At 69.4% G+C, this 19,277-nt stretch carries 16 protein-coding genes and 1 pseudogene; 6 read left to right on the top strand and 11 right to left on the bottom strand.

All coding sequences use genetic code 11. The features are described 5' to 3' along the window. Window positions 1-10: 10 nt before the first annotated feature. Both L6E10_RS19045 and L6E10_RS19050 read right to left on the bottom strand, forming a co-directional pair. Window positions 11-991: a TAXI family TRAP transporter solute-binding subunit gene (locus L6E10_RS19045; protein WP_236220832.1), complete on the bottom strand. Its 981-nt coding sequence runs from the start codon at window positions 989-991 to the stop codon at window positions 11-13. Then, window positions 978-2,870 (bottom strand): TRAP transporter fused permease subunit, encoded by a 1,893-nt coding sequence (locus L6E10_RS19050; RefSeq protein ID WP_236221123.1) that lies wholly within the window; start codon window positions 2,868-2,870, stop codon window positions 978-980. The genes L6E10_RS19045 and L6E10_RS19050 overlap by 14 nt, the downstream gene beginning before the upstream one ends. 176 nt (window positions 2,871-3,046) lie before the next feature. Between L6E10_RS19050 and L6E10_RS19055 the strand changes: the two genes are divergently transcribed. Together L6E10_RS19055 and L6E10_RS19060 are read left to right on the top strand one after the other, a co-directional pair. Further along, window positions 3,047-4,594, top strand: coding sequence for a Na+/H+ antiporter (locus L6E10_RS19055; RefSeq protein WP_236220833.1), 1,548 nt, complete (start codon window positions 3,047-3,049; stop codon window positions 4,592-4,594). A 66-nt stretch (window positions 4,595-4,660) separates the two neighbouring features. Beyond that, on the top strand, window positions 4,661-5,743 hold the full coding sequence (locus tag L6E10_RS19060; RefSeq protein ID WP_236220834.1) for a glycerophosphodiester phosphodiesterase: 1,083 nt from the start codon (window positions 4,661-4,663) through the stop codon (window positions 5,741-5,743). Here L6E10_RS19060 and L6E10_RS19065 read toward each other — a convergent pair. Beyond that, window positions 5,733-6,269, bottom strand: a pseudogene (locus L6E10_RS19065) (LLM class flavin-dependent oxidoreductase); the annotation flags it as partial. The gene L6E10_RS19060 and the pseudogene L6E10_RS19065 overlap by 11 nt on opposite strands. Before the next feature lie 56 nt (window positions 6,270-6,325). Continuing rightward, the gene (locus L6E10_RS40865; protein ID WP_308102819.1) at window positions 6,326-6,640 is read right to left on the bottom strand and encodes an ABC transporter permease subunit; all 315 of its coding nucleotides are present in this window, start codon (window positions 6,638-6,640) and stop codon (window positions 6,326-6,328) included. A 461-nt stretch (window positions 6,641-7,101) separates the two neighbouring features. On the opposite strand from L6E10_RS40865, the gene L6E10_RS19075 reads away from it, so the two are divergent. Next, window positions 7,102-9,486, top strand: a complete 2,385-nt coding sequence (locus L6E10_RS19075; RefSeq protein WP_236220835.1) for a M48 family metalloprotease — start codon at window positions 7,102-7,104, stop codon at window positions 9,484-9,486. Here the strand turns inward: L6E10_RS19075 and L6E10_RS19080 are convergent. Then, on the bottom strand, window positions 9,479-10,768 hold the full coding sequence (locus L6E10_RS19080) for an adenylosuccinate synthase (RefSeq protein ID WP_236220836.1): 1,290 nt from the start codon (window positions 10,766-10,768) through the stop codon (window positions 9,479-9,481). The genes L6E10_RS19075 and L6E10_RS19080 overlap by 8 nt on opposite strands. A gap of 110 nt (window positions 10,769-10,878) precedes the next feature. On the opposite strand from L6E10_RS19080, the gene L6E10_RS19085 reads away from it, so the two are divergent. The 3 genes from L6E10_RS19085 to L6E10_RS19095 all read left to right on the top strand — a co-directional run bounded on the left by L6E10_RS19085 (window position 10,879) and on the right by L6E10_RS19095 (window position 12,471). Further along, window positions 10,879-11,487: a hypothetical protein gene (locus L6E10_RS19085; protein WP_236220837.1), complete on the top strand. Its 609-nt coding sequence runs from the start codon at window positions 10,879-10,881 to the stop codon at window positions 11,485-11,487. A gap of 103 nt (window positions 11,488-11,590) precedes the next feature. After that, window positions 11,591-12,220: an HNH endonuclease family protein gene (locus L6E10_RS19090; protein WP_236220838.1), complete on the top strand. Its 630-nt coding sequence runs from the start codon at window positions 11,591-11,593 to the stop codon at window positions 12,218-12,220. Then, window positions 12,220-12,471 carry a hypothetical protein gene (locus L6E10_RS19095; protein WP_236221124.1) on the top strand — a complete coding sequence of 84 codons (252 nt, stop codon included), beginning with the start codon at window positions 12,220-12,222 and terminating at the stop codon, window positions 12,469-12,471. Before L6E10_RS19090 ends, L6E10_RS19095 begins: the two co-directional genes overlap by 1 nt. Here the strand turns inward: L6E10_RS19095 and L6E10_RS19100 are convergent. The 6 genes from L6E10_RS19100 to lysS form a co-directional block, all read right to left on the bottom strand. After that, window positions 12,380-13,564, bottom strand: a complete 1,185-nt coding sequence (locus tag L6E10_RS19100) for an FUSC family protein (protein WP_308102821.1) — start codon at window positions 13,562-13,564, stop codon at window positions 12,380-12,382. The genes L6E10_RS19095 and L6E10_RS19100 overlap by 92 nt on opposite strands. Window positions 13,565-14,091: 527 nt before the next feature. Beyond that, window positions 14,092-14,889 (bottom strand): ABC transporter ATP-binding protein, encoded by a 798-nt coding sequence (locus tag L6E10_RS19105; protein WP_236220839.1) that lies wholly within the window; start codon window positions 14,887-14,889, stop codon window positions 14,092-14,094. Continuing rightward, window positions 14,886-15,944 (bottom strand): iron chelate uptake ABC transporter family permease subunit, encoded by a 1,059-nt coding sequence (locus L6E10_RS19110; protein ID WP_308102822.1) that lies wholly within the window; start codon window positions 15,942-15,944, stop codon window positions 14,886-14,888. The genes L6E10_RS19105 and L6E10_RS19110 overlap by 4 nt, the downstream gene beginning before the upstream one ends. Next, the gene (locus tag L6E10_RS19115) at window positions 15,941-16,933 is read right to left on the bottom strand and encodes an iron ABC transporter permease (protein ID WP_236220840.1); all 993 of its coding nucleotides are present in this window, start codon (window positions 16,931-16,933) and stop codon (window positions 15,941-15,943) included. Before L6E10_RS19115 ends, L6E10_RS19110 begins: the two co-directional genes overlap by 4 nt. Window positions 16,934-17,225: 292 nt before the next feature. Beyond that, a complete protein-coding gene (locus L6E10_RS19120; RefSeq protein ID WP_090097541.1) occupies window positions 17,226-17,576 on the bottom strand; it encodes an Lsr2 family protein in 351 nt (116 codons plus the stop codon). A 114-nt stretch (window positions 17,577-17,690) separates the two neighbouring features. Continuing rightward, window positions 17,691-19,145, bottom strand: coding sequence for a lysine--tRNA ligase (gene lysS, locus L6E10_RS19125; protein ID WP_236221127.1), 1,455 nt, complete (start codon window positions 19,143-19,145; stop codon window positions 17,691-17,693). Window positions 19,146-19,277: the final 132 nt, after the last annotated feature.

Consider the following 19,277-nt stretch of genomic DNA (forward strand, 5'->3'; position numbering starts at 1 on the left):
TGAGCGTAGTTCAGCCGAGCGCCTGCTTCGCCCCAGGGTGCAGCGGGACGGGGTCGGAGGAGGCGGCCTTGGCCCTGTCGACGTCCTTCACGGCCGGGTGGACCTTCTCCAGGTCAGCCTTCTTGTCGAAGATCAGCTTGGTCACCGCGCACGCGTTGTTGGCCGCGAAGTCCTCGCGCACGAGCAGCAGGTTCGGTACCACGATCGTGGGAACCTCGGCCACGCCGTAGGTCGCGGCCGGGATCGGCGCGGTGTCGTACACCGGGCTGATCTTCTTCATCTCCGGCAGCTGCGGGGTGATGTCGAGGAACTTCACCCTGTCCTTCAGGGACGTGGTGATGTCGGTGATCTGCGGCGTCGGCAGGCCGCCCGACCAGATGAGGCCGTCGATGCTGCCGTCCTTCATGCCGTCCGCGGTCTTGGTGAGGTCGAGGCGCTGCGCCTGCACGTCGGTGTCGATGTTCAGCCCGGCCGACTTGAGCAGGCGTCCCGCGATGACCTCGGTGCCGGACTTGGGCGAGCCGGTCGAGATCCGCTTGCCCTTCATGTCGGCCACGGAGTTGATGCCGGAGTCCGCCCGGACGAGCACCTGCGTGTAGTTCGGGTAGATCCGCGACAACGCCGCGATCTTCTGCTTCTGCCCGTTGAACGCCCCGGTGCCGTTGACGGCGTCCGCGGCGGTGTCGGCCAGCGAGAACGCGATGTCGTACGTGCCGCTGACGAGCTGCTGGATGTTCTGCACGGACGCGCCCGTTTCCGCGGACGACGCCTTGAGCTTCGAGTTGTCGCTGATCAGCTTGGCCAGGCCACCGCCGACCACGAAGTACACGCCGCCGGAGTTGCCGGTCGCGATCGTGATCCGCCCGTCGGACGCCTCGCAGGACGCTCCGCCACCGGAGGCGTCCGGTGTGGTGGGTGTGCGTTTGCCGCCACACCCGGAGACCACCAGCGCCAATGCGATCGCACCGATCGCGTACTTACGCAGCTGCATCACGAACCCTCCCACGGGTGACCAGGTGTACCGCGACGGCCACCACGAGGAACCCGGCCCCGATGGCGATCGTCCACGGCTGCAGGTAGAGCAGGAACAACGCGGCCGGCACGCACAGCGCGCGTTCCGGCCAGCGCGCGGGACCGAACAACCAGCCGCCGGTCAGCACGGCGAGCGCGGCGACGCCCAGCGCGGACGCCCCGAACGCCCACACCGAGTCGAGCAGCGGCCCGCGCAGCAGCAGGGCGGAGCCCGCGTCGGTCAGCACGAACGCCAGCGGCACGAGGAACGCCGGCAGCGTGTACTTCCACGTCTGCCACATCGTCTTCATCACGTCGCCGCCGGTCAGGGCCGCCGCGGCGACCGCGGCCAGCGCCGTCGGCGGTGTCACCTCGGACAGCACCGCGTAGTAGAAGATGAACATCGCGGTCTCGGCCGGTTCGACGCCGAGCGTGATCAACGCCGGCCCGATGACGACCCACGAGATGATGAACGACGCCGTCACGGGCACGGCCAGGCCGAGCACCGACACCGCGACGGCCGCGAACACCGCCGTCAGCATCAGGACCACGACCTCGGACGACGACAGCAGCGACGCCAGGTCGACCAGCGACCCGGCGAGCGCCTGCCCCAGGCCGGTCTTGGTGATGGTCGAGGTGATCACACCGGCCGCCGCGCAGACCGCGATCACGGGGAACGCCGAGCGCACCCCGGTCGACAGCGCGTCGGCGACCAGCCGCAGCCAGTCACGCCGGTGGTTGATCAGCGCGAAGAGCGCCGCCACGGCGGTCGCGTAGACGACGGCCCGGTAGACCGGGATGTCCAGCGCCAGGAAGACGATGATGATCCCGAGCGACAGGAAGTGGTACCAGCCGAGCTTGAGCACGTCGAGGAAGCGGGGCGCGTCCACGTCGACCGGCTTCGCGCCGAACCGCCGCGCGTCGGCCTCGACCGCGAGCGCGATGCCGAGGTAGTACAGCAGCGTCGGGATGATCGCCCAGATCAGCACCGACAGGTACGAGACCTGCAGGTACTCGGCGATGATGAACGCTGCCGCGCCCAGCGTGGGCGGCGACAGGATCGCGCCGATGCCGGAGGCCGCGAGCAGCCCGCCCGCGTTCTCCTTGGGGTACCCGGCCTTCTGCAGCATCGGCCACGTCACGGCGCCCAGCGACACCGTGGTCGCCGTGCCCGAGCCCGAGACCGTGCCCAGCAGGAACCCGGCCGTCGCCGCGGTGCGTCCGGGTGCCGTCCGGGACTTCCTGAACGCCGCGAAGCTCACGTCGACGAAGAACTTGCCCGCACCGGACGCGTTCAGCACGGCGCCGTAGATCGTGAACAGCACGATGTAGGTCGCCGCGACGTCCAGCGGCGTGCCGTAGAACCCGCTGGCGTCGTTGAAGAAGCCGTTGATGATCTGCGGGAAGTCGACGCCGGAGTGCGCGATCGACCACGCCGGCGGCAGGAACCCGCCGTAGTAGGCGTAGGCGATGAACGCGAGGCACACCGCCGGGAGCACCCAGCCGGTCGTGCGCCGGCACGCCTCCAGGACGAGCACCAGCAGCACCGAGCCCGCGAGGACGTCGAGCGTCGTGAGCTGGCCCTGCCGGTTCAGGAACTCGTCGTAGCCCCCGAACAGCGGGTAGGCGCCCGCCAGGAACGCGAGCCCGGCCAGCGCCCAGTCCCACCAGGGAGGCGTGTGCCCCTTGCCGTAGGCCAGGAACACCAGCGGCAGCGTCACCGCGAGAAAGATGATCAGGTAGTACTGGCTTCCCTTGGCGAACGGGAAGAACACCTGCTTCAACACGAGAAGCGCGATCAGCAGACCGGCGATCCACAGCGCCCGTTCCCACCGGGGTGAGAGCGAACGCGACGGCATCTCCTCGTCGTGCTCCGCGACGATGCGGGCGAGGTCCGGGTTGGCCACGGACCGACCGTACTGTGGGGCCGGTCACAGGCGTAGAGGATCATTCCAAAGGAACTGCAAAGAGTCCCGGCGACCGTCCACACGGCACGCGCAGGACAGTGCTGCCGCCGTTGCGCAGAATGAGCGGCATGATCGGGCCTGAACTGCTGCTGCTGTTGCTCGGTGCGCTGGTCGTCACGTCCGTCGCACGGCGCCTGAACTGGTCGGCGCCGCTGGTGCTGGTGGCGGTCGGGCTCGTGGTCTCGTTCCTACCGGGCGTGCCGGAGTTCGAGCTGGACCCGCACCTCATCCTGCTGGTGGTGCTGCCGCCGCTGCTCTACAGCGCGGCGCTCGACAGCTCCTACCTGAACATCCGCGCGAACCTGCGGCCCATCGGCCTGCTCGCGGTCGGGCTGGTGCTGTTCACGACGCTCGTCGTCGGCGTCACGGCCAAGCTGGTCTTCCCGGAGATGCCGTTCGCGGCCGCGCTGGTGCTGGGTGCCGTGGTGGCGCCGCCGGACGCCGTGGCGGCGGTGGCGATCGGGCGCAAGCTCGGCCTGCAGCGCCGGGCGATGACGTTGCTGGTCGGCGAGAGCCTGATCAACGACGCCACCGCGCTGACGGCGTTCAAGGTCGCGGTGGCGGCCGCGGCGGGCGCCGCCATGCACCCCGTCGAGGGCGTCGGCCTGTTCCTCCTGGTCACCGCGGGTGGCATCGCGGTCGGGCTGGTCGTCGGCGTCGTGGTCAGGTTCCTGCGCAAGCGGCTCTGCGAGGGCGTGCTGGAGAGCGCGCTGGGGCTGCTCGTGCCGTTCGGCGCGTATCTGCTCGCCGAGGAGGCCGCGCACGTCTCGGGCGTGCTCGCGGTCGTCGTCGCGGGCCTCTACATCGGCCACCACTCGCCGCGCGGCAAGTACTCGACGCGGCTGCAGGACGCCGCGGTGTGGAAGGCGCTGGACGCGTTGCTGGAGGCGTTCGTCTTCGCGCTGATCGGCCTGCAGGTGTCCGCGATCATCCGCGACGTCGACCTGGACGCCGCCCTGCTGCTCGGTGCGGGCGCGGTGCTGCTCGCGACGATCCTGGCCCGGTTCGCCTGGATGTACCCGGCCACGTACGTCCCCAGGTACCTGTCGAGGCGGTTGCGCGAGCGCGAACGGCCACCGCACCTCGGGCAGGTGACGGTGATCGCGTGGGCCGGCATGCGCGGTGTCGTGACGCTGGCCGCGGCGGCCGCGATCCCGGAGAACGTCCCCGGCCGTGACGTCATCCTGTTCTGCGCGTTCGTGGTCACGGTCGCGACCCTGCTGTTGCAGGGCCTGACGCTGCCGTGGGTCATCAACAAGATCGGCTTCGAGGGCGACGACGCGCGCCAGGACGCCCTGGCCGAGGCGCAGGTGCAGCACCGGGCGGCGCAGGCCGCGGTCACGAGGCTCGACCAGGAGACCGAGGACGTCCCCGACCACGTGCGCGACCAGCTGCGTTCCCTCGCCGAGCACCGGGGCAACGCGGCCTGGGAACGGCTCGGGCGCCAGGAGCAGGAGAGCCCGGCGGCCGCGTACCGCAGGCTGCGCCGGGTCATGCTCGGCGCCGAACGTGACGAGTTCGTCAGGGCCCGCGACGCCGGGGAGATCGACGACGAGGTGCTGTTCCGGGTGTTGCGCGAGCTGGACCTGGAAGAAGCCGCACTGTCCCGTGAGTAACCGTTCACCTGCTTTTCGTGTTGCGATGCTTGGGTGCGCTTCCAACACGGAATGGGAGGTCGAACGATGCATCGGAGAGGTCTGGCCGCTGTAGTACTCGTCTTCGCGGGTGCGGTGGTGGCGTCCCTGCCCTCCGCGTCGGCACACGACGACAAGGGCCCGATCGTCATCGGGCACCGCGGCGCGTCGGCGTACCGGCCCGAGCACACGCTCGCGGCGTACGAGCTAGCCGCGCGCATGGGTGCCGACTTCATCGAGCCGGACCTGGTGCCCACCAGGGACGGCGAGCTGGTCGCCCGGCACGAGAACGAGATCGGGGGCACGACGAACGTCGACACCAAGCCCGAGTTCGCCGACCGCAGGAAGACCAAAACGATCGACGGCGCGGCCGTCACGGGCTGGTTCACCGAGGACTTCACGCTCGCCGAGCTGAAGACGTTGCGCGCCAAGGAACGCATCCCGGCGATCCGCCCGCGCAACACCCTCTACGACGGCCGTTTCGAGGTGCCGACGCTGCAGGAGGTCGTCGACCTGTCGAAGCGCCTGTCGCGCGAGCTGCGCCGCGAGATCGGCATCTACCCGGAGACCAAGCACCCGACGTACTTCCAGTCGATCGGTCTCGCGCTGGAGCCGAAGCTCGTCGACGTGCTGAACCGCAACGGCCTCAACCGCCGCGGCGCCAAGGTCTACGTGCAGTCGTTCGAGGTCGCGAACCTCAAGGAGCTCAACAGGTCGCTGCGCGTGCCGATCGTGCAGCTGGTCAACGCCTCCGGCGCGCCGTACGACTTCGTGAAGGCCGGCGACAAGCGCACCTACGCCGACCTGGTCACCCCGGCCGGTCTGCGCGAGATCAGGTCGTACGCGGACGGCGTCGGCCTCGCCAAGGACGTCATCGTCCCGCGGGACGCCAACGGCTTTCTGAAGGCGCCGACCACGGTGGTCAAGGACGCGCACAGGACCGGTTTGACCGTGCACGCCTGGACGTTCCGCAACGAGAACTCGTTCCTGCCCGCGGACTTCCGGTCCTCGACCGACCCGGCCGCGTACGGCCGGGCCTTCGAGGAGTACGAGCTGTTCTTCGCGCAGGGCGTCGACGGCGTGTTCGCGGACAACCCCGACACGGCCGTCGAGGCCAAGGTCAAGCGGTAGCGAGTGCGAGCGTGCGGTCCCCGTCGAGCAACCCGCGTTGCTTCAGCAGGGGCCGCACGCCCTCACCGAACCAGTACGCCTCCTCCAAGTGCGAGTAGCCGGAGAGCACGAACTGCTCGATCAGGTCGGCGACCTCGGCGTGCGAGCCCACCAGCGCCGTTCCGGCACCCCCGCGCACGAGCCCGACGCCCGCCCACAGGTTCGGGTGGATCTCCAGCCCGCGCACGCCACGGCTGAGGTCGCCGCCGTGCAGGGCCAGCATCCGTTGCTGACCAACGGATTCCGACGCGCCCAGCTGTTCCTGGGCCTTGGCCACCGCGGCCGGGTCCAGCGCGTCGAGCAGCTTCGCGGCCACCGCCCACGCCTCCGCCGAGGTGTCCCGGCTGATCGTGTGCAGCCGGATGCCGAACCGGATGGGCCGGTCCGTCAGCGCCCGCACCCGCGCGATCTTCCCGGCCACGTCGGCCGGCGGCTCGCCCCAGGTCAGGTAGACGTCGGCCCGTGCGGCGGCCACCGGCAGGGCCGCGTCCAGCGGCGGGCCGGAGGTGAACGTGGACCACTCGAGCCTGTGCGGGAAGTCGTTCAGCAGTCCGGCGGCGGTGAGCACGCGGTGCCGAGCGCGATCCGCAGTCCCATCAGGGTTTGCGGCACCGCGGACGGCAGCACGACGTGCACGACCCGTTCGAAGCGGCTGTACCCGAGCACGCGGGCGGCCTCGACCAGGCCCGGATCGGTCTGCCGGATGCCCGCGTGCAGGTTGAGGTAGAGCGGGAACGCCACACCGGCCGCGACGAGCGCCGGCTCGGGTTCCTCACCGATGCCGAACCACAGGATGAACAACGGGATCAGGCCGAGGTGCGGCAGTGTCCGCAGCATCTGCACCGGCGGGTCGAGCACTGTCTCACCCCACCGGGAAAGGCCCGAGACAAGGCCCAGGGCAATCCCGGTGAAACTGCCTATCAGGAATCCGAAGAACACGCGCGTGATGGACACCGCGAATGCTTCACCCAATTGGCCGTCGGCGATCAGCTCACCGGCGGTTCCTGCGACGGTGAGCGGAGACGCGAGTTCGTCGGGCGGGAGAACACCCGTTGAGCTGGCCAGTTGCCACAGCAGAACCAGCGATCCAGCGCAGCGGCAGCCTCAACTTCCGCGCCGGCACAGGCGTCGCGGATTTCGGCCGTGCGGCCACTTCCGCCGTGGACGAGGTCATGGGCGGAAGTACAGGCGAGCCCGCGAGACGAGTCAACGACGCCCAAATCATGAAAATGCGTCGCACAGCGAGATGTTCTCCGCACGGAGATATTTCCCGCCAACGGCTGAGTGACAGGGACGGCCGCAACGATCACCATGCAGGCATGCAAGAGGGGGACAGACCAAGGGTGCCTTCGGGCACCACGCTGAGGTTCGCGTCGCTGGTGCTGCTGGCGGTCGCGACGACGTTGCAGATCTTCGGCCTGTACGCGTCGGTGTGGCGGTCGCCGACCACGCTCGACTTCGCGCGGTGCCAGGTGCGGTCAGGGCTCTACCTGACCTCGACCCTGTGGGTCGATCCCGACGAGTCCAAGTGGGACAGTTATCGGGAGTGCATGGCGACGTTCCTGAACAGCAGGGCCGTCTGGCTCGCGGGCGGGCTGGTGCTGCTCTTCGCCGTGGCTCTGCTCATCTACGCGCTGCGGCCGGTGGTGTTGCGCTACCGCAGGAACCTGGCCCCCGTTCCCGAGGAGCTGGTCGAGCCGCTCGCCGCGCTGGTCGCGGAGGCCGGTCTCGCGAAGGCGCCGACGTTCCTGCTCGACCGGACGAACACCCGCACCGGCGGCGTCGCGTTCGGCACGCACCGCCGCAAGTACGTGGCGCTGAACCTCGGCATGATGGCGTTGCGGCGCATGGAACCCGAGTCGTTCCGCGCGATCGTCCTGCACGAGCTGGCGCACGTCCGCAACGACGTCACGATCACCTACGCCACGCTGGCGACCTGGCGCGCCTTCGTCCTCGTGGTGCTGACGCCGTACGTGGTCACGCTGTTCGCGCCGCTTCCGAAGGACTACGTCACCTTCACCCAGCTCTGGCACCTGGCCGTGCTCGTGCTGCTGGTGTTCGCCGCCCGCGTCGCCGTGCTGCGGGCACGGGAGAAGCACGCCGACGCGCTGGTGGTGCGCTGGACCGGCAACGCGGACCCGTACCGGGTGCTGCTGCCCGCGGGAAGGCTGCGGCGCTGGTTCGGGCACCACCCGGCGCCGGCCGGCCGTCTCGCCGTCATGCGCGACCCGGGGTCGTTGCTGCGGCCCGGCTTCTTCGAGACGCTCGGCAGTGCGCTCGCCGTGCAGATCGCGTGGTGGCACGCGGTCGGTGGCCTGCGCGAGCTGACCTGGTACCGCGAGGGCAACGAGTCGTTCCTGGTCATGAGGATCGCCTGGGCGGTGCCGGTGGCCGTGCTCGTCTGCCTGGTCGCCTGGCGCGGTGCGGCCTTCGGCCCGCGGCGCGGCACGTTCGCGCTGCCCGGTCTGGCCGTGGGCCTCGGCTTGGCGCTCGGCGACGTGCTGGACGCGCAGAACATCCTCCCCGTCACGCCGCACCGCGTCATCGCCTCGCTCGCGCTGGCGGCCACCGCGACCCTCGTGACGGTCTGGGCGGGGCACTGCGCGACGCTCGTGCGAACCCGGTGGCACGCCTGGCTCCTCGGGCTGTCGGCGGTGGTCGTCGCCTACACGTTGCTGGGCTGGTTCTACGAGGTCCGCGTGGCGCACGCGGTGTGGCGCGACAACATCGCGCCGGTGCTGGACACGCTCGACGGCACCGTGACGAAGGCCGTGGTGCTCCCGTTCCTGCTGAACTTCAACCGCGTGCTGACGGTGGCGGCGCTCGGCCTGCTGTGGCTCGTGCCGCTGGTGCTGCGCCGGGAGTTCCCCCGGACCGCCGCACTGGCCGGGGGCGTCGGCGGTCTGCTCGCGGCCGGGGCGGTGGCGTTGCTCGGCTCGGCCGGGACGCCCCTCACCGCCACGGCTTGGCAGGTCATCGCGGTCGTCGGCGTGCAGCTCGTCGTGGTGGCGGCGGCACGCGTGGACCGGGTGGGCGCGTTGCTGACGGCGTGGCTCATCGGGCTGACCGGGACGGCGGCCATCTGGCTCACCCGCCTCGACGGGTCCGAAGTGGACAGCGTGCTCGCGATGCGCCCGCACCAGGTCCTGCCGGTCCTCGGAACGGTCGCGGCACTGCTCGCGGGTGGTTACGGCCTGCGGAGGGGTTACGAGCGCTCACGGCCCGTCTGGGCGGTCGCGGTCGCTGCCCTGGGCGTGGCGGTGTCGGTGTGGCAACCGGCCGGGGACCAGGACGTGGTGGCGTTGCAGCCGCCGGCGCCCGCGGAGGCGCGGGTGAACACCGACGAGGCTGTGAACACGTGGATGTACGGCGGCGGCTGGGAGCGGCTGACCACCGTGATCAAGGCCAACGACCAGGTGTTCGCCGGCGTGCGGGCGGCGGACCCGGCCGCGATCGCGACCGGGTGCCAGGCGCTCGGCCCGGTGCTGCGGGAGGAGTTCCCGCAGCCGCCGGACGCGCAGATCGCCACGAGCTGGTCGGAGGGGTTGCGGGCGCTGGAGAACGGCGCCCGCTCGTGCCTCGTCGTCTTCCGCGACGGAGGTCCGGACGACGGCTCGATGACGAAGGAGTTCCTCAAGGGCATCGAGCAGCTGCAACGCACGCAGACGGCGCTGCTCGACGCCCAGGAGCGAGCTCTCAGCTGAGCACGTCGTGGCGCACGATCGTCTGGTCGCGGCCGGGGCCGACGCCGATCGCCGAGACGCGGGCGCCGATGATGCCCTCCAGGTACTCGACGTACGCCTTGGCGTTCGCGGGCAGCTCGTCGAACGAGCGGCAGTGCGAGATGTCCTCGAACCAGCCCGGCAGCTCCTCGTAGACCGGGACGGCGTGGTGCACGTCGGTCTGCGTCATCGGCATCTCGTCGACGCGGCGTCCGTCCACTTCGTACGCGACGCAGACCGGCACCTTCTCCAGCCCGGACAGCACGTCGAGCTTGGTGAGGAAGTAGTCGGTGATGCCGTTGACGCGGCTGGCGTAGCGGGCGATCACGGCGTCGAACCAGCCGGTGCGGCGGCTGCGGCCGGTGGTGACGCCGAACTCGCCGCCCTGCTTGCGCAGGTACTCGCCCATGTCGTCGTCGAGCTCCGTCGGGAAGGGACCGGAGCCGACGCGGGTCGTGTAGGCCTTCAGGATGCCGATCACGGTGCTGATGCGGGTCGGGCCGACGCCCGAGCCGACGGTCGCGCCACCCGAGGTCGGGTTCGACGACGTGACGAACGGGTAGGTGCCGTGGTCGACGTCGAGCAGGGTGCCCTGCGAGCCCTCCAGCACGACGATCTCGCCGCGGTCGAGCGCCTCGTTGAGCAGCAGGCGGGTGTCGGCGATGCGGTGCACGAAGTGCTGGCCGTGCTCCAGCACCTGGTCGACGACCTGGTCGGCGTCGAGCGCCTTGCGGTTGTAGACCTTGACCAGCACCTGGTTCTTGAAGTCCAGGGCCGCCTCGACCTTCTGGCGCAGGATCTTCTCGTCCAGCAGGTCCTGCACGCGGACGCCGACGCGGGCGAGCTTGTCCTGGTAGGCGGGCCCGATACCGCGCCCGGTCGTGCCGATCTTCGCCTTGCCCAGGTAGCGCTCGGTCACCTTGTCGATGGCCACGTGGTACGGCATGATCAAGTGCGCGTCCGACGAGATCAGCAGGCCGCTGGTGTCGACGCCCTTCTCCTCCAGGCCCGCGAGCTCGGTGAGCAGCACGCCGGGGTCGACGACGACACCGTTGCCGATCACGTTCTTCACACCGGGCGTGAGGATGCCGGAGGGGATCAGGTGGAGGGCGAACTTCTGGCCGTCCGGGAGGACCACGGTGTGACCCGCGTTGTTGCCGCCCTGGTAGCGGACGATCCACTGGACACGCTCACCGAGGATGTCGGTGGCCTTGCCCTTGCCCTCATCGCCCCACTGGGCACCGATCAGCACGACGGCCGGCATGTGAAACTCCAAGCGCTTGGACTGGTTCGAGCGAATGCCGGTAAGTGAGGGTAGACCAGGAGATGACCGTGCGCGGAATCGTGTTGGCCTGCGGAAACACGCAGTTGCCGATGATCGCTCAACGTGACGACGTCCACACCGTCCCGGCGCGTCCCGGCAAGGACCACGTCGACGCCCACCTGGACGCCGAACGGCTCGTCGTCGCGGGCACCGACGCCGACCTCGCGGCGGTCGCGTTGCGGTTGCTGCGCAAGGAGAAGCTCGGCTCGGTGGCCCTCGGTTACGTCCCGGTCGGCGAGTCCGCCGTCGCGGCGCTCTGGGGCCTGTCGACCGACCCCGGCCGGGCTCTCGACGTCGCCCTCAACGGTGACGTCGACCCCGTGCCGCTGGTCCGCGACGACGTCGGCGGCGTGCTGATGGGCCTCGGCGTGTTGTCACCGGTTCGTGGCGTTGGTTACAGCGACGCGGACAACGTGCTGCGCGGGCAGGCGTCCCGGATCGAGTGCACGCCCGACACGGAGGGCGGCCTCGGCCTGACGATCAGGATCATCAACAAGCGCCTGTTCGGCTCGAAGGTGAGCGAGAGCCGGCCGCGGGCGTTCCAGCTCGGCTGCCTCCCCACGACCGCCGTCCTCGACGGCCACAAGCACCCGAGGCCGGTCGACAAGTGGACCTGGTACCGCCACACCGAGGACCTGAGGCTCGTCCGAGGCGTCTAGCCGTGCGCCTGTCATTCATCTGAGCGTCACTCGAAGGCATTGCCTAATTTCAGATTGTGACCAAGGGTGGTCCCGATCACTTTCCACGAGGAAGGTCGGGACGATGTCAAAAGTCAACCGAATCCTGGGTGTCCTGGTTGCCGCCGCGGCCATCACCTTCGGTTCCGTTACCCCTGCGCTCGCGACACCGCCGAACATCCCCACCGCTGCCACCGCCAAGTCGGAGCTGGCCGGCCTGACGGTGCGCGCCGACGGCTCGATGACGGGCTACTCCCGCGACAAGTTCCCCCACTGGATCACCCAGTCGGGCACCTGCAACACCCGCGAGGCCGTGCTGAAGCGCGACGGCACCAACGTCGTGACGGACTCGAGCTGCGCCGCCACGTCGGGCCGCTGGTACTCGCCCTACGACGGCGCCACCTGGTCCGCGGCGTCCGATGTGGACATCGACCACATCGTGCCGCTGGCCGCGGCCTGGCGTTCGGGGGCGGCCTCCTGGACCACCGCCCAGCGCCAGGCGTTCGCCAACGACATGTCCGGCCCGCAGCTCATCGCCGTGACGGACAACGTGAACCAGGCCAAGGGCGACCAGACCCCGGCCACCTGGAAGCCGCCGCTGTCGTCGTACTGGTGCACCTACGCCAAGATGTGGGTACACACCAAGTACCGCTGGAACCTCAGCGTGAACTCGGCGGAGAAGACCGAACTGACGGGCATGCTCGGAAGGTGCTGATGGCGTCCCTCTCCACGCTCTTCGTGGCGGGCCCCGGTGGCGTGATGACCGACGAGGTCGGCGTCGTCACCGGAGACCTGGAGCTGTGCACGGACCTCTCCGACGACGGGAAGCTGCGCGCACTGGTCCGCTACGAGGGCGCGGAGGAGTGGTACGCCATCACGGGCGCTTCGTGCGTCCTGGCCGATCCTCGTGATCACGAGCCGGTGCACTCCCTTCTGCACGGGCTTCTGCACCGCCCGGAGGGCTGAGGGGCGGCAACGCCTCCATCGCCTCACCCCGGCTGAGCCCCGTCGCCTGCAGCAGGTCCACCGCGACACTGCGGATCTGCGCCAGCACGACCTTGGACGAGAACCCGTCCCCGCCGAGACGCCGCGCGGTCAGCTCCCGCGCGGCGTCCCGCACGGCCTCCCGGGTCGCCTTCGGCTCCCTGCCCTTCTCCAGCTCGCCCTTCAGGCAGTCCACGGCGTCCGCGTAGTCCACGAGCACCTGCGGCACCCCGTCCGGAATCCGCTCATCGGCCTTCAACGCCGCCATCGTCCGCCGAGCCAGCACCCGCGTGTTGCGGATCGCGTAGTCCACGGGCCCCGCGGCGGTCTGGTACCGGCTCAGCTCGTCCTTGGACCGCCACCGGATGGGCGCGATCTTCGCGATCTCGCTCCCGGTCTGCAACGCGGACTTGTAGTCGTCGATCGTCGTCTGACTGGTCCGCAACTCGGCCAGCACCCCGGCCGCCTTGACCGCGTCCTTCTCGTCCAGCGCCGCAGCGAGATTCCTCAACGCACCGCTCAACGTGCTCGTCAACACCTTGAGCTGCCGCTGCGCCACCGTGATCGGGTTGGCGGGGATGAGCGCCGCCACGGCGAGCCCGACGAGCCCCCCGGTCAACGCGTCGATCATCCGGTCGAACCCACCACCGGCACTGGGCGGCAACAACGTCGCCACGAGCACGGCGGACGACCCTGCCTGCAACGCGATGACCGTCCCACCGTCCAGCAACACGGCCGTCGACATCGCCAGCGCCACGACCAACGCGATCTGCCAGGGCCCACTGCCGATCCACCCGATCAGCGCGTCCCCCACCCCGACGCCAACCGAAACACCCACGACGAGCTCACCGACACGCCTCAACCGCTGCCCCAACGACACCCCGAGGCAGACAACAGCGGCAATGGGCGCGAAGAAGGGGTGCGCATGCCCGATGAGCGCAGTGGCCACCGTCCAGGCCAGCCCGGCGGACAGAGCACATTGGACGATCGGCAAAGCAGCCGCACGCCACCGCGTCAGCCCACGCCCGACGGCTTCCTTGACCGCGCCCACACCCACCCCGACCTGGTTCGCCACTGTTGCCCGCCGCCAGTCTCGAACCAACGGCCACCAGTCACAACCTGCGGGGACAGATTTCCTTGCCCCAGGGCAAGCAACCTCACACCACGACGCCGAAGGCCGGGGAGCACTCCAGCGCGAGGCCGAAGCGAAGGCGAAGCCGAGCCGTACGCGAAGCCGAAGGCGAGCCGTCTTGGCTTTTGCTTTTGGCTTTTCAGGCGGCCTCGCCGGTGGGGTATCCCGTCACGAGTCGCGCCACAGCCCTCGCTGCATGCCTGGAGGGGTGTCAACTCGACACGCTCTTCGTCGAGTTGACACCCCTCCAGGCATGTGGCCAGCTCCTGGTGCGACTCGTGACGGGACACCCCACCGGCCCCACCCCACAACGAACGCAACCGGCAGCCGCCCAACACAAACAGGCGTGCCATCAACCCACCAACGGCGCAGGCCCCCGATCAGATTGCCGGGGGTCTGGGGGCAGAGCCCCCAGGGGAAGCACCCGAAGCGACCAGGCCGCACGCAACGCAACCACCAGCCGAAAACGCCTACGGCAACCGATGCCGAGACCCCACGGGAACAACCAGCGGAGTACCGGCCACCGGATCCTCCACGACCCGTGCATCCAACCCGAACACGTCCAGCAGCATCCGCTCGGTCAGCACCTCCCCGGGCGCCCCCTGGGCAACGATCCGCCCACCCCGCATGGCGACGATGTGATCCGCGTACCGGGCCGCGAGGTTCAGGTCGTGCAGCACCATCACGATCGTCCGCCCCATGGAGGCGTGCAGCTCCTGCACCAGGTCCAGCACATCGATCTGATGAGCGAGGTCCAGGTAGGTGGTGGGCTCGTCCAGCAGCAGCAGGTCCGTGCCCTGCGCGAGAGCCATCGAGATCCAGGCCCGCTGCCGCTGTCCGCCGGACAGCTCGTCCACGGTCCGGTCGGCCAGGTCGGAGATCCCGGTCATCTCCAGCGCGGCATCGACGGCAGCCGCGTCGTCGGAGGACCACTGCCGGTACCAGGCCTGGTGCGGGTGCCGTCCCCGCGCCACCAGATCGGCGACGGTCAGCCCTTCGGGAGCGGACGGGGCCTGGGGCAGCATCCCGAGCACGCGGGCGACGTCCCTGGTGGCCATCCGGTCGATCTGCTTGCCGTCGAGCAGCACCGCCCCGGACCGGGCGGGCAGCAACCGCCCCAGGGCCTTCAGCAGGGTCGACTTGCCGCAGCCGTTCGGCCCGATCACGGCGGTCACGGTGCCGCCGATGACCGACAGGTCCAGGCTGTCGACGACCAGCCGCTCCCCGTAGCCGATGGACAGCGACGACGCTTCGAGACGCACACTCATATCCGCGCCTCCCGGCGGCTCCGAACCAACAGGTACATCAGGTAGGGCGCACCGAGCACGGCGGTCACGACGCCGACGGGCAGTTCGGTGCGGTAGATCGTCCGCGCGACCAGGTCCGACAGCATGACCAGCACGCCGCCGACCACCACCGAGCCGAAGAGCGGGGGCTGGGCGGTTCCGGCCAGGCGCAGGGCGATCTGCGGGGTGGCCAGGGCGACGAACGCGATCGGGCCCGCCGCGGCGGTGGCCACGGAGGCCAGGACGATCGCGACGACGATGAGCAGCGAGCGGGCCGCGTTGACGCGGATGCCGAGGCCCCGCGAGGTCTGGTCGTCGAACTGCAGGGCGCCGAGGACGTGACCGCCGACCAGGGCGACCGGGACGAGGACGACCAGGGCCAGCGCGACCGGGACGACGTGTTCCCAGCCGCGGCCGTTCAGGGAGCCGGCGATCCACACCATCGCCCTGCCCGCGTCCTGCACGTCGCCGACGGTCAGCAGGTAGTGCGTGAAGTTGCCGGCCACGGCGGTGATGCCGATGCCGACCAGCACCATCCGGAAGCCCTCGATGCCCTGCCGCCACGCCAGCGCGTAGACCAGCAGGCCCGCGACCAGGCCTCCGGCGAGACCGGCGAGCGGGACGCCGACGGACGCGGCGGTGCCGGTCACCACGCCCAGCGAGCCGGAGAAGGTGATCACGGAGACCGCGCCGGCGCCCGCGCCCCAGGTCACGCCCAGGATGTCGGGCGAGGCCAGCGGGTTGCGGACGATCGCCTGGAAGATCGCGCCGGACAGGCCCAGCGCGCCGCCGACCAGCAGGCCGGTCAGCGCGCGCGGCAGGCGCAGCTCCGTCACGACGAACTGGTCGCGGCGGGTGCCCCCGCCGAGCAGCGTGTCCACGACCTGCACCGCGGTCAGCGGGAAGTCTCCGACCATGATGTCGACGACCAGGACGGCGGCCAGCAGCACCAGCGCGACCGCCACGACCGTCATCGGCCGGCGGCGCAGCCGGAACGAGACAGCGCCGACCCTGAGTGCCGTCCTCGCGGTGGTCAAATCCTCACCAGCTTCTTGCGACGCACGAGGTAGATGAAGAACGGCGCGCCGAACAGCGCGATCATCACGCCGACCTCCACTTCCGACGGACGGGCGACCACGCGGCCGAGGATGTCGGCGACCAGGAGCAGGATCGCGCCGACGAGCGCCGAGAACGGCAGCAGCCAGCGGTAGTCCGGGCCGGTGAACGCACGCGCCACGTGCGGCACCACGAGCCCGATGAACCCGATGGGTCCGCACGCCGCGACGGCGCTGCCCACCAGCAGCGTGATCGCGAGGATGCCCAACGACCGCGTCGCCCCGACCTTCACGCCGAGCGACCTGGCCACGTCCTCGCCGAGCGACAGGGCGTTGAGGCCCGGCGCGTTGAACGCCGCCAGGCCGAGACCGGCGAGCAGGAACGGCAGCACCTGGGTCAGCACCGTCAGGTCGCGGCCGGCGATGCCGCCGACCTGCCAGAAGCGGAACGCGTCGAGCGACTGCTGGTCGAGCAGCACGATGGCCGACACGAGGCCGTTCATCAGCGCCGACACCGCGGCTCCCGCCAGCGCGAGCGTCACCGGCGACGGTCCGCCCCGCCCGGCAGAGCCGAGCAGGAACACCACCACGCTCGCGATCATCGCCCCGGCGAACGCGAACCAGATGTAGCCGTACAGCGAGCTGACGCCGAGCAGGAAGATCGAGAGCACGACCGCCAGCGCCGCGCCGTGCGTGACGCCGAGGATGCCGGGGTCCGCGAGCGGGTTGCGCGTGTGGCCCTGCATGAGCGCGCCACCGACGCCGAGAGCGACGCCCACCGCGATGCCGATCAACGTCCGCGGGATCCGCAGCTCGCGGATCACGACGTCGTCCTCGGCACCGGTCGGCGTGAAGAGACCGTGCCACACCCCGGACAGCGGGATCTCCTTCGACCCGATCGCGATGCTCGCCAGGCAGACGGCGACCAGCACGACCAGGAGGAAGAGCAGGCCCAACGACCTACGACCCAAGGCCCATCCTCCTCAGTCCACACAGGAGAGGTAAGCCTAACCGAACTACCTGCGCAGACCGAGGTCCGGGGCTTTGGCCCTGATCACACCGAGCCGCGGGGAACGAGCGGCGGAAGATCGCCGAACAATGGCCGCGGACACGTTGCTCGCTCAACCAAAAGGTCCGGAGCAAGAGAGAACGCGATTTCGTTTGGATCGCATCGTTGTGCCCACAGTGGTTGAGCAGTCACCCAAATAACACGAAGGGGTTCCGAGGAATCATCCTCGGAACCCCTTCGTGCTTTACCGAATTTCAGCCCTGCTGGTGGTACGCGTCGAGCACCTCGGCCGGGATGCGGCCGCGGTCCGACACCTTCATGCCCTGCTTGCGTGCCCACTCGCGAATGGCCTGGTTCTGCTCACGATCCGCCGACGCCGGACGGGCCTTCACGGCGCCGGCCGGACGACCCGGACCGACGCGCTTGCGGCCACCGGCACGTCGCGCACTTCCCACGAAGTCGGCAAGAGCGTCCCGCAGTTTGCCCGCATTGCCCGAGGAAAGGTCGATCGTGTAGCTGACACCGTCCAGACCGAACTCGACGGTCTCCTCAGCGGTGGAACCGTCCAGATCGTCGACGAGGGTCACCGTGACCTTCTGCGCCATGCGTATCCTCCTGGACCCCGAATGCGCGGTCACCCGCGTCGCCAACTAAAGCCTTCTGCGAGGCAGGTTAGCGCACGGGTGCCGCATTGCACCTATCGACATCCGGAAAGTTACTCATTCAGGGCGAACGAGCGGGAACAAGATGGTCTCCCGGATACCCAGACCGGTGAGGGCCATCAGCAGCCGATCGATACCCATTCCGACACCACCACTCGGTGGCATTCCGTACTCCAGTGATCGCAGAAAGTCTTCGTCGATCGGCATCGCCTCGTGGTCACCGGCGGCCGCAAGGCGCGCCTGCGCTTCGAGGCGTTCCCGCTCGATCACCGGGTCGACCAGTTCGGAGTAACCCGTTCCCAGTTCGAATCCGCGGACGTAGAGGTCCCACTTTTCGGCGACACCCGGCTTGGTGCGGTGCTGCCTGGTCAGGGGGGACGTCTCGACCGGGTAGTCGCGCACGAACGTGGGCGCGTAGAGCGAGTCGCACACCAGGTGCTCCCACAGCTCCTCGACCAGCTTGCCGTGGCCGAACTTCGGGTTGACCTCGAGTTCGTGGCGGTCGCAAAGCTTGCGCAGGGTCTCGGCCGGCGTCTCGGGGGTGATTTCCTCACCGACCGCGTCCGACAACGACTCGTAGATGCTGAGCGTCGTCCATTCACCCGAGAGGTCGTACTCGGTGCCGTCCGCCAACGTGACGACCTGAGAACCGGTCACGGCTTCCGCCGCTTCCTGGATCAGCTCGCGCGTCAGTACCGCGTTCGAGTCGTACGTGGCGTACGCCTCGTAGTACTCGAGCATCGAAAACTCGGGCGAATGCGACGAGTCAACACCCTCGTTGCGGAAGTTGCGGTTGATCTCGAAGACCTTCTCGATGCCGCCGACGACGCAGCGCTTCAAGTACAGCTCCGGCGCGATGCGCAGGAACAGGTCGATGTCGAGCGCGTTCGAGTGCGTGATGAACGGCCGCGCGCTGGCACCTCCCTGCAGCGTCTGCAACATCGGCGTCTCGACTTCGAGGAATCCGCGCCGGTGGAACGACTCGCGCAGAGAACGAACGACGTTCGCACGGGTCCGAACAGTGTCGCGAGCGGTCGGCCGCAGGATCAGGTCGACGTATCGCTGGCGAATGCGGGTTTCCTCGCCGAGTTCCTTGTGGGCGACCGGCAACGGGCGCAGCGACTTCGACGTCAGCTGCCACGCGTCGGCCATCACGGAAAGCTCACCGCGGCGCGAGCTGATGACCTCGCCGCGCACGAAAACGTGGTCGCCGAGGTCGACGTCGGACTTCCACTCGGAAAGCGCTTCTTCACCCACACCGGCGAGGCTCAGCATCGCCTGGAGTTCGGTGCCGTCGCCTTCGCGCAACGTCGCGAAGCACAGCTTTCCGGTGTTGCGCAGGAACATCACGCGGCCGGTGACGCCGACCTGCTGACCGGTCTGGGTGTCGGGTTCGAGATCGGGGTGGGCGTCGCGAATCTCGCGCAACGTGTGCGTGCGCGCGACTTCGACGGGATAGGGCTCCTTGCCGGAAGCGAGCAGCCGAGCACGCTTCTCCCGGCGCACGCGCATCTGCTCTGGCAGGTCTTCTTCGCTGGTCACGAGGTTTTGCTTCGGCTGCTCACTCACGCGGAGAAGGGTACGGACACGCGCGAACTCAAAGCGAACCGGATACCACTAAATCGTTGGAAGATCCGCGTCCGG

Origin of the sequence: Lentzea sp. CC55 (genome assembly GCF_021056325.1) — a bacterium.
Lineage (GTDB): Bacteria > Actinomycetota > Actinomycetes > Mycobacteriales > Pseudonocardiaceae > Lentzea > Lentzea jiangxiensis.

Excerpts from the sequence above, each read along its gene's own strand:
- L6E10_RS19055 (WP_236220833.1), top strand. The coding sequence starts at position 3,047 with ATGATCGGGCCTGAACTGCTGCTGCTGTTGCTCGGTGCGCTGGTCGTC.
- L6E10_RS19085 (WP_236220837.1), top strand. The coding sequence starts at position 10,879 with ATGATCGCTCAACGTGACGACGTCCACACCGTCCCGGCGCGTCCCGGC.
- L6E10_RS19105 (WP_236220839.1), bottom strand. The coding sequence starts at position 14,889 with ATGAGTGTGCGTCTCGAAGCGTCGTCGCTGTCCATCGGCTACGGGGAG.
- L6E10_RS19095 (WP_236221124.1), top strand. The coding sequence starts at position 12,220 with ATGGCGTCCCTCTCCACGCTCTTCGTGGCGGGCCCCGGTGGCGTGATG.
- L6E10_RS19060 (WP_236220834.1), top strand. The coding sequence starts at position 4,661 with ATGCATCGGAGAGGTCTGGCCGCTGTAGTACTCGTCTTCGCGGGTGCG.
- L6E10_RS19080 (WP_236220836.1), bottom strand. The coding sequence starts at position 10,768 with ATGCCGGCCGTCGTGCTGATCGGTGCCCAGTGGGGCGATGAGGGCAAG.
- L6E10_RS19090 (WP_236220838.1), top strand. The coding sequence starts at position 11,591 with ATGTCAAAAGTCAACCGAATCCTGGGTGTCCTGGTTGCCGCCGCGGCC.
- L6E10_RS19075 (WP_236220835.1), top strand. The coding sequence starts at position 7,102 with ATGCAAGAGGGGGACAGACCAAGGGTGCCTTCGGGCACCACGCTGAGG.
- lysS (WP_236221127.1), bottom strand. The coding sequence starts at position 19,145 with ATGCGCGTGCGCCGGGAGAAGCGTGCTCGGCTGCTCGCTTCCGGCAAG.
- L6E10_RS19120 (WP_090097541.1), bottom strand. The coding sequence starts at position 17,576 with ATGGCGCAGAAGGTCACGGTGACCCTCGTCGACGATCTGGACGGTTCC.
- L6E10_RS19045 (WP_236220832.1), bottom strand. The coding sequence starts at position 991 with ATGCAGCTGCGTAAGTACGCGATCGGTGCGATCGCATTGGCGCTGGTG.
- L6E10_RS19050 (WP_236221123.1), bottom strand. The coding sequence starts at position 2,870 with ATGCCGTCGCGTTCGCTCTCACCCCGGTGGGAACGGGCGCTGTGGATC.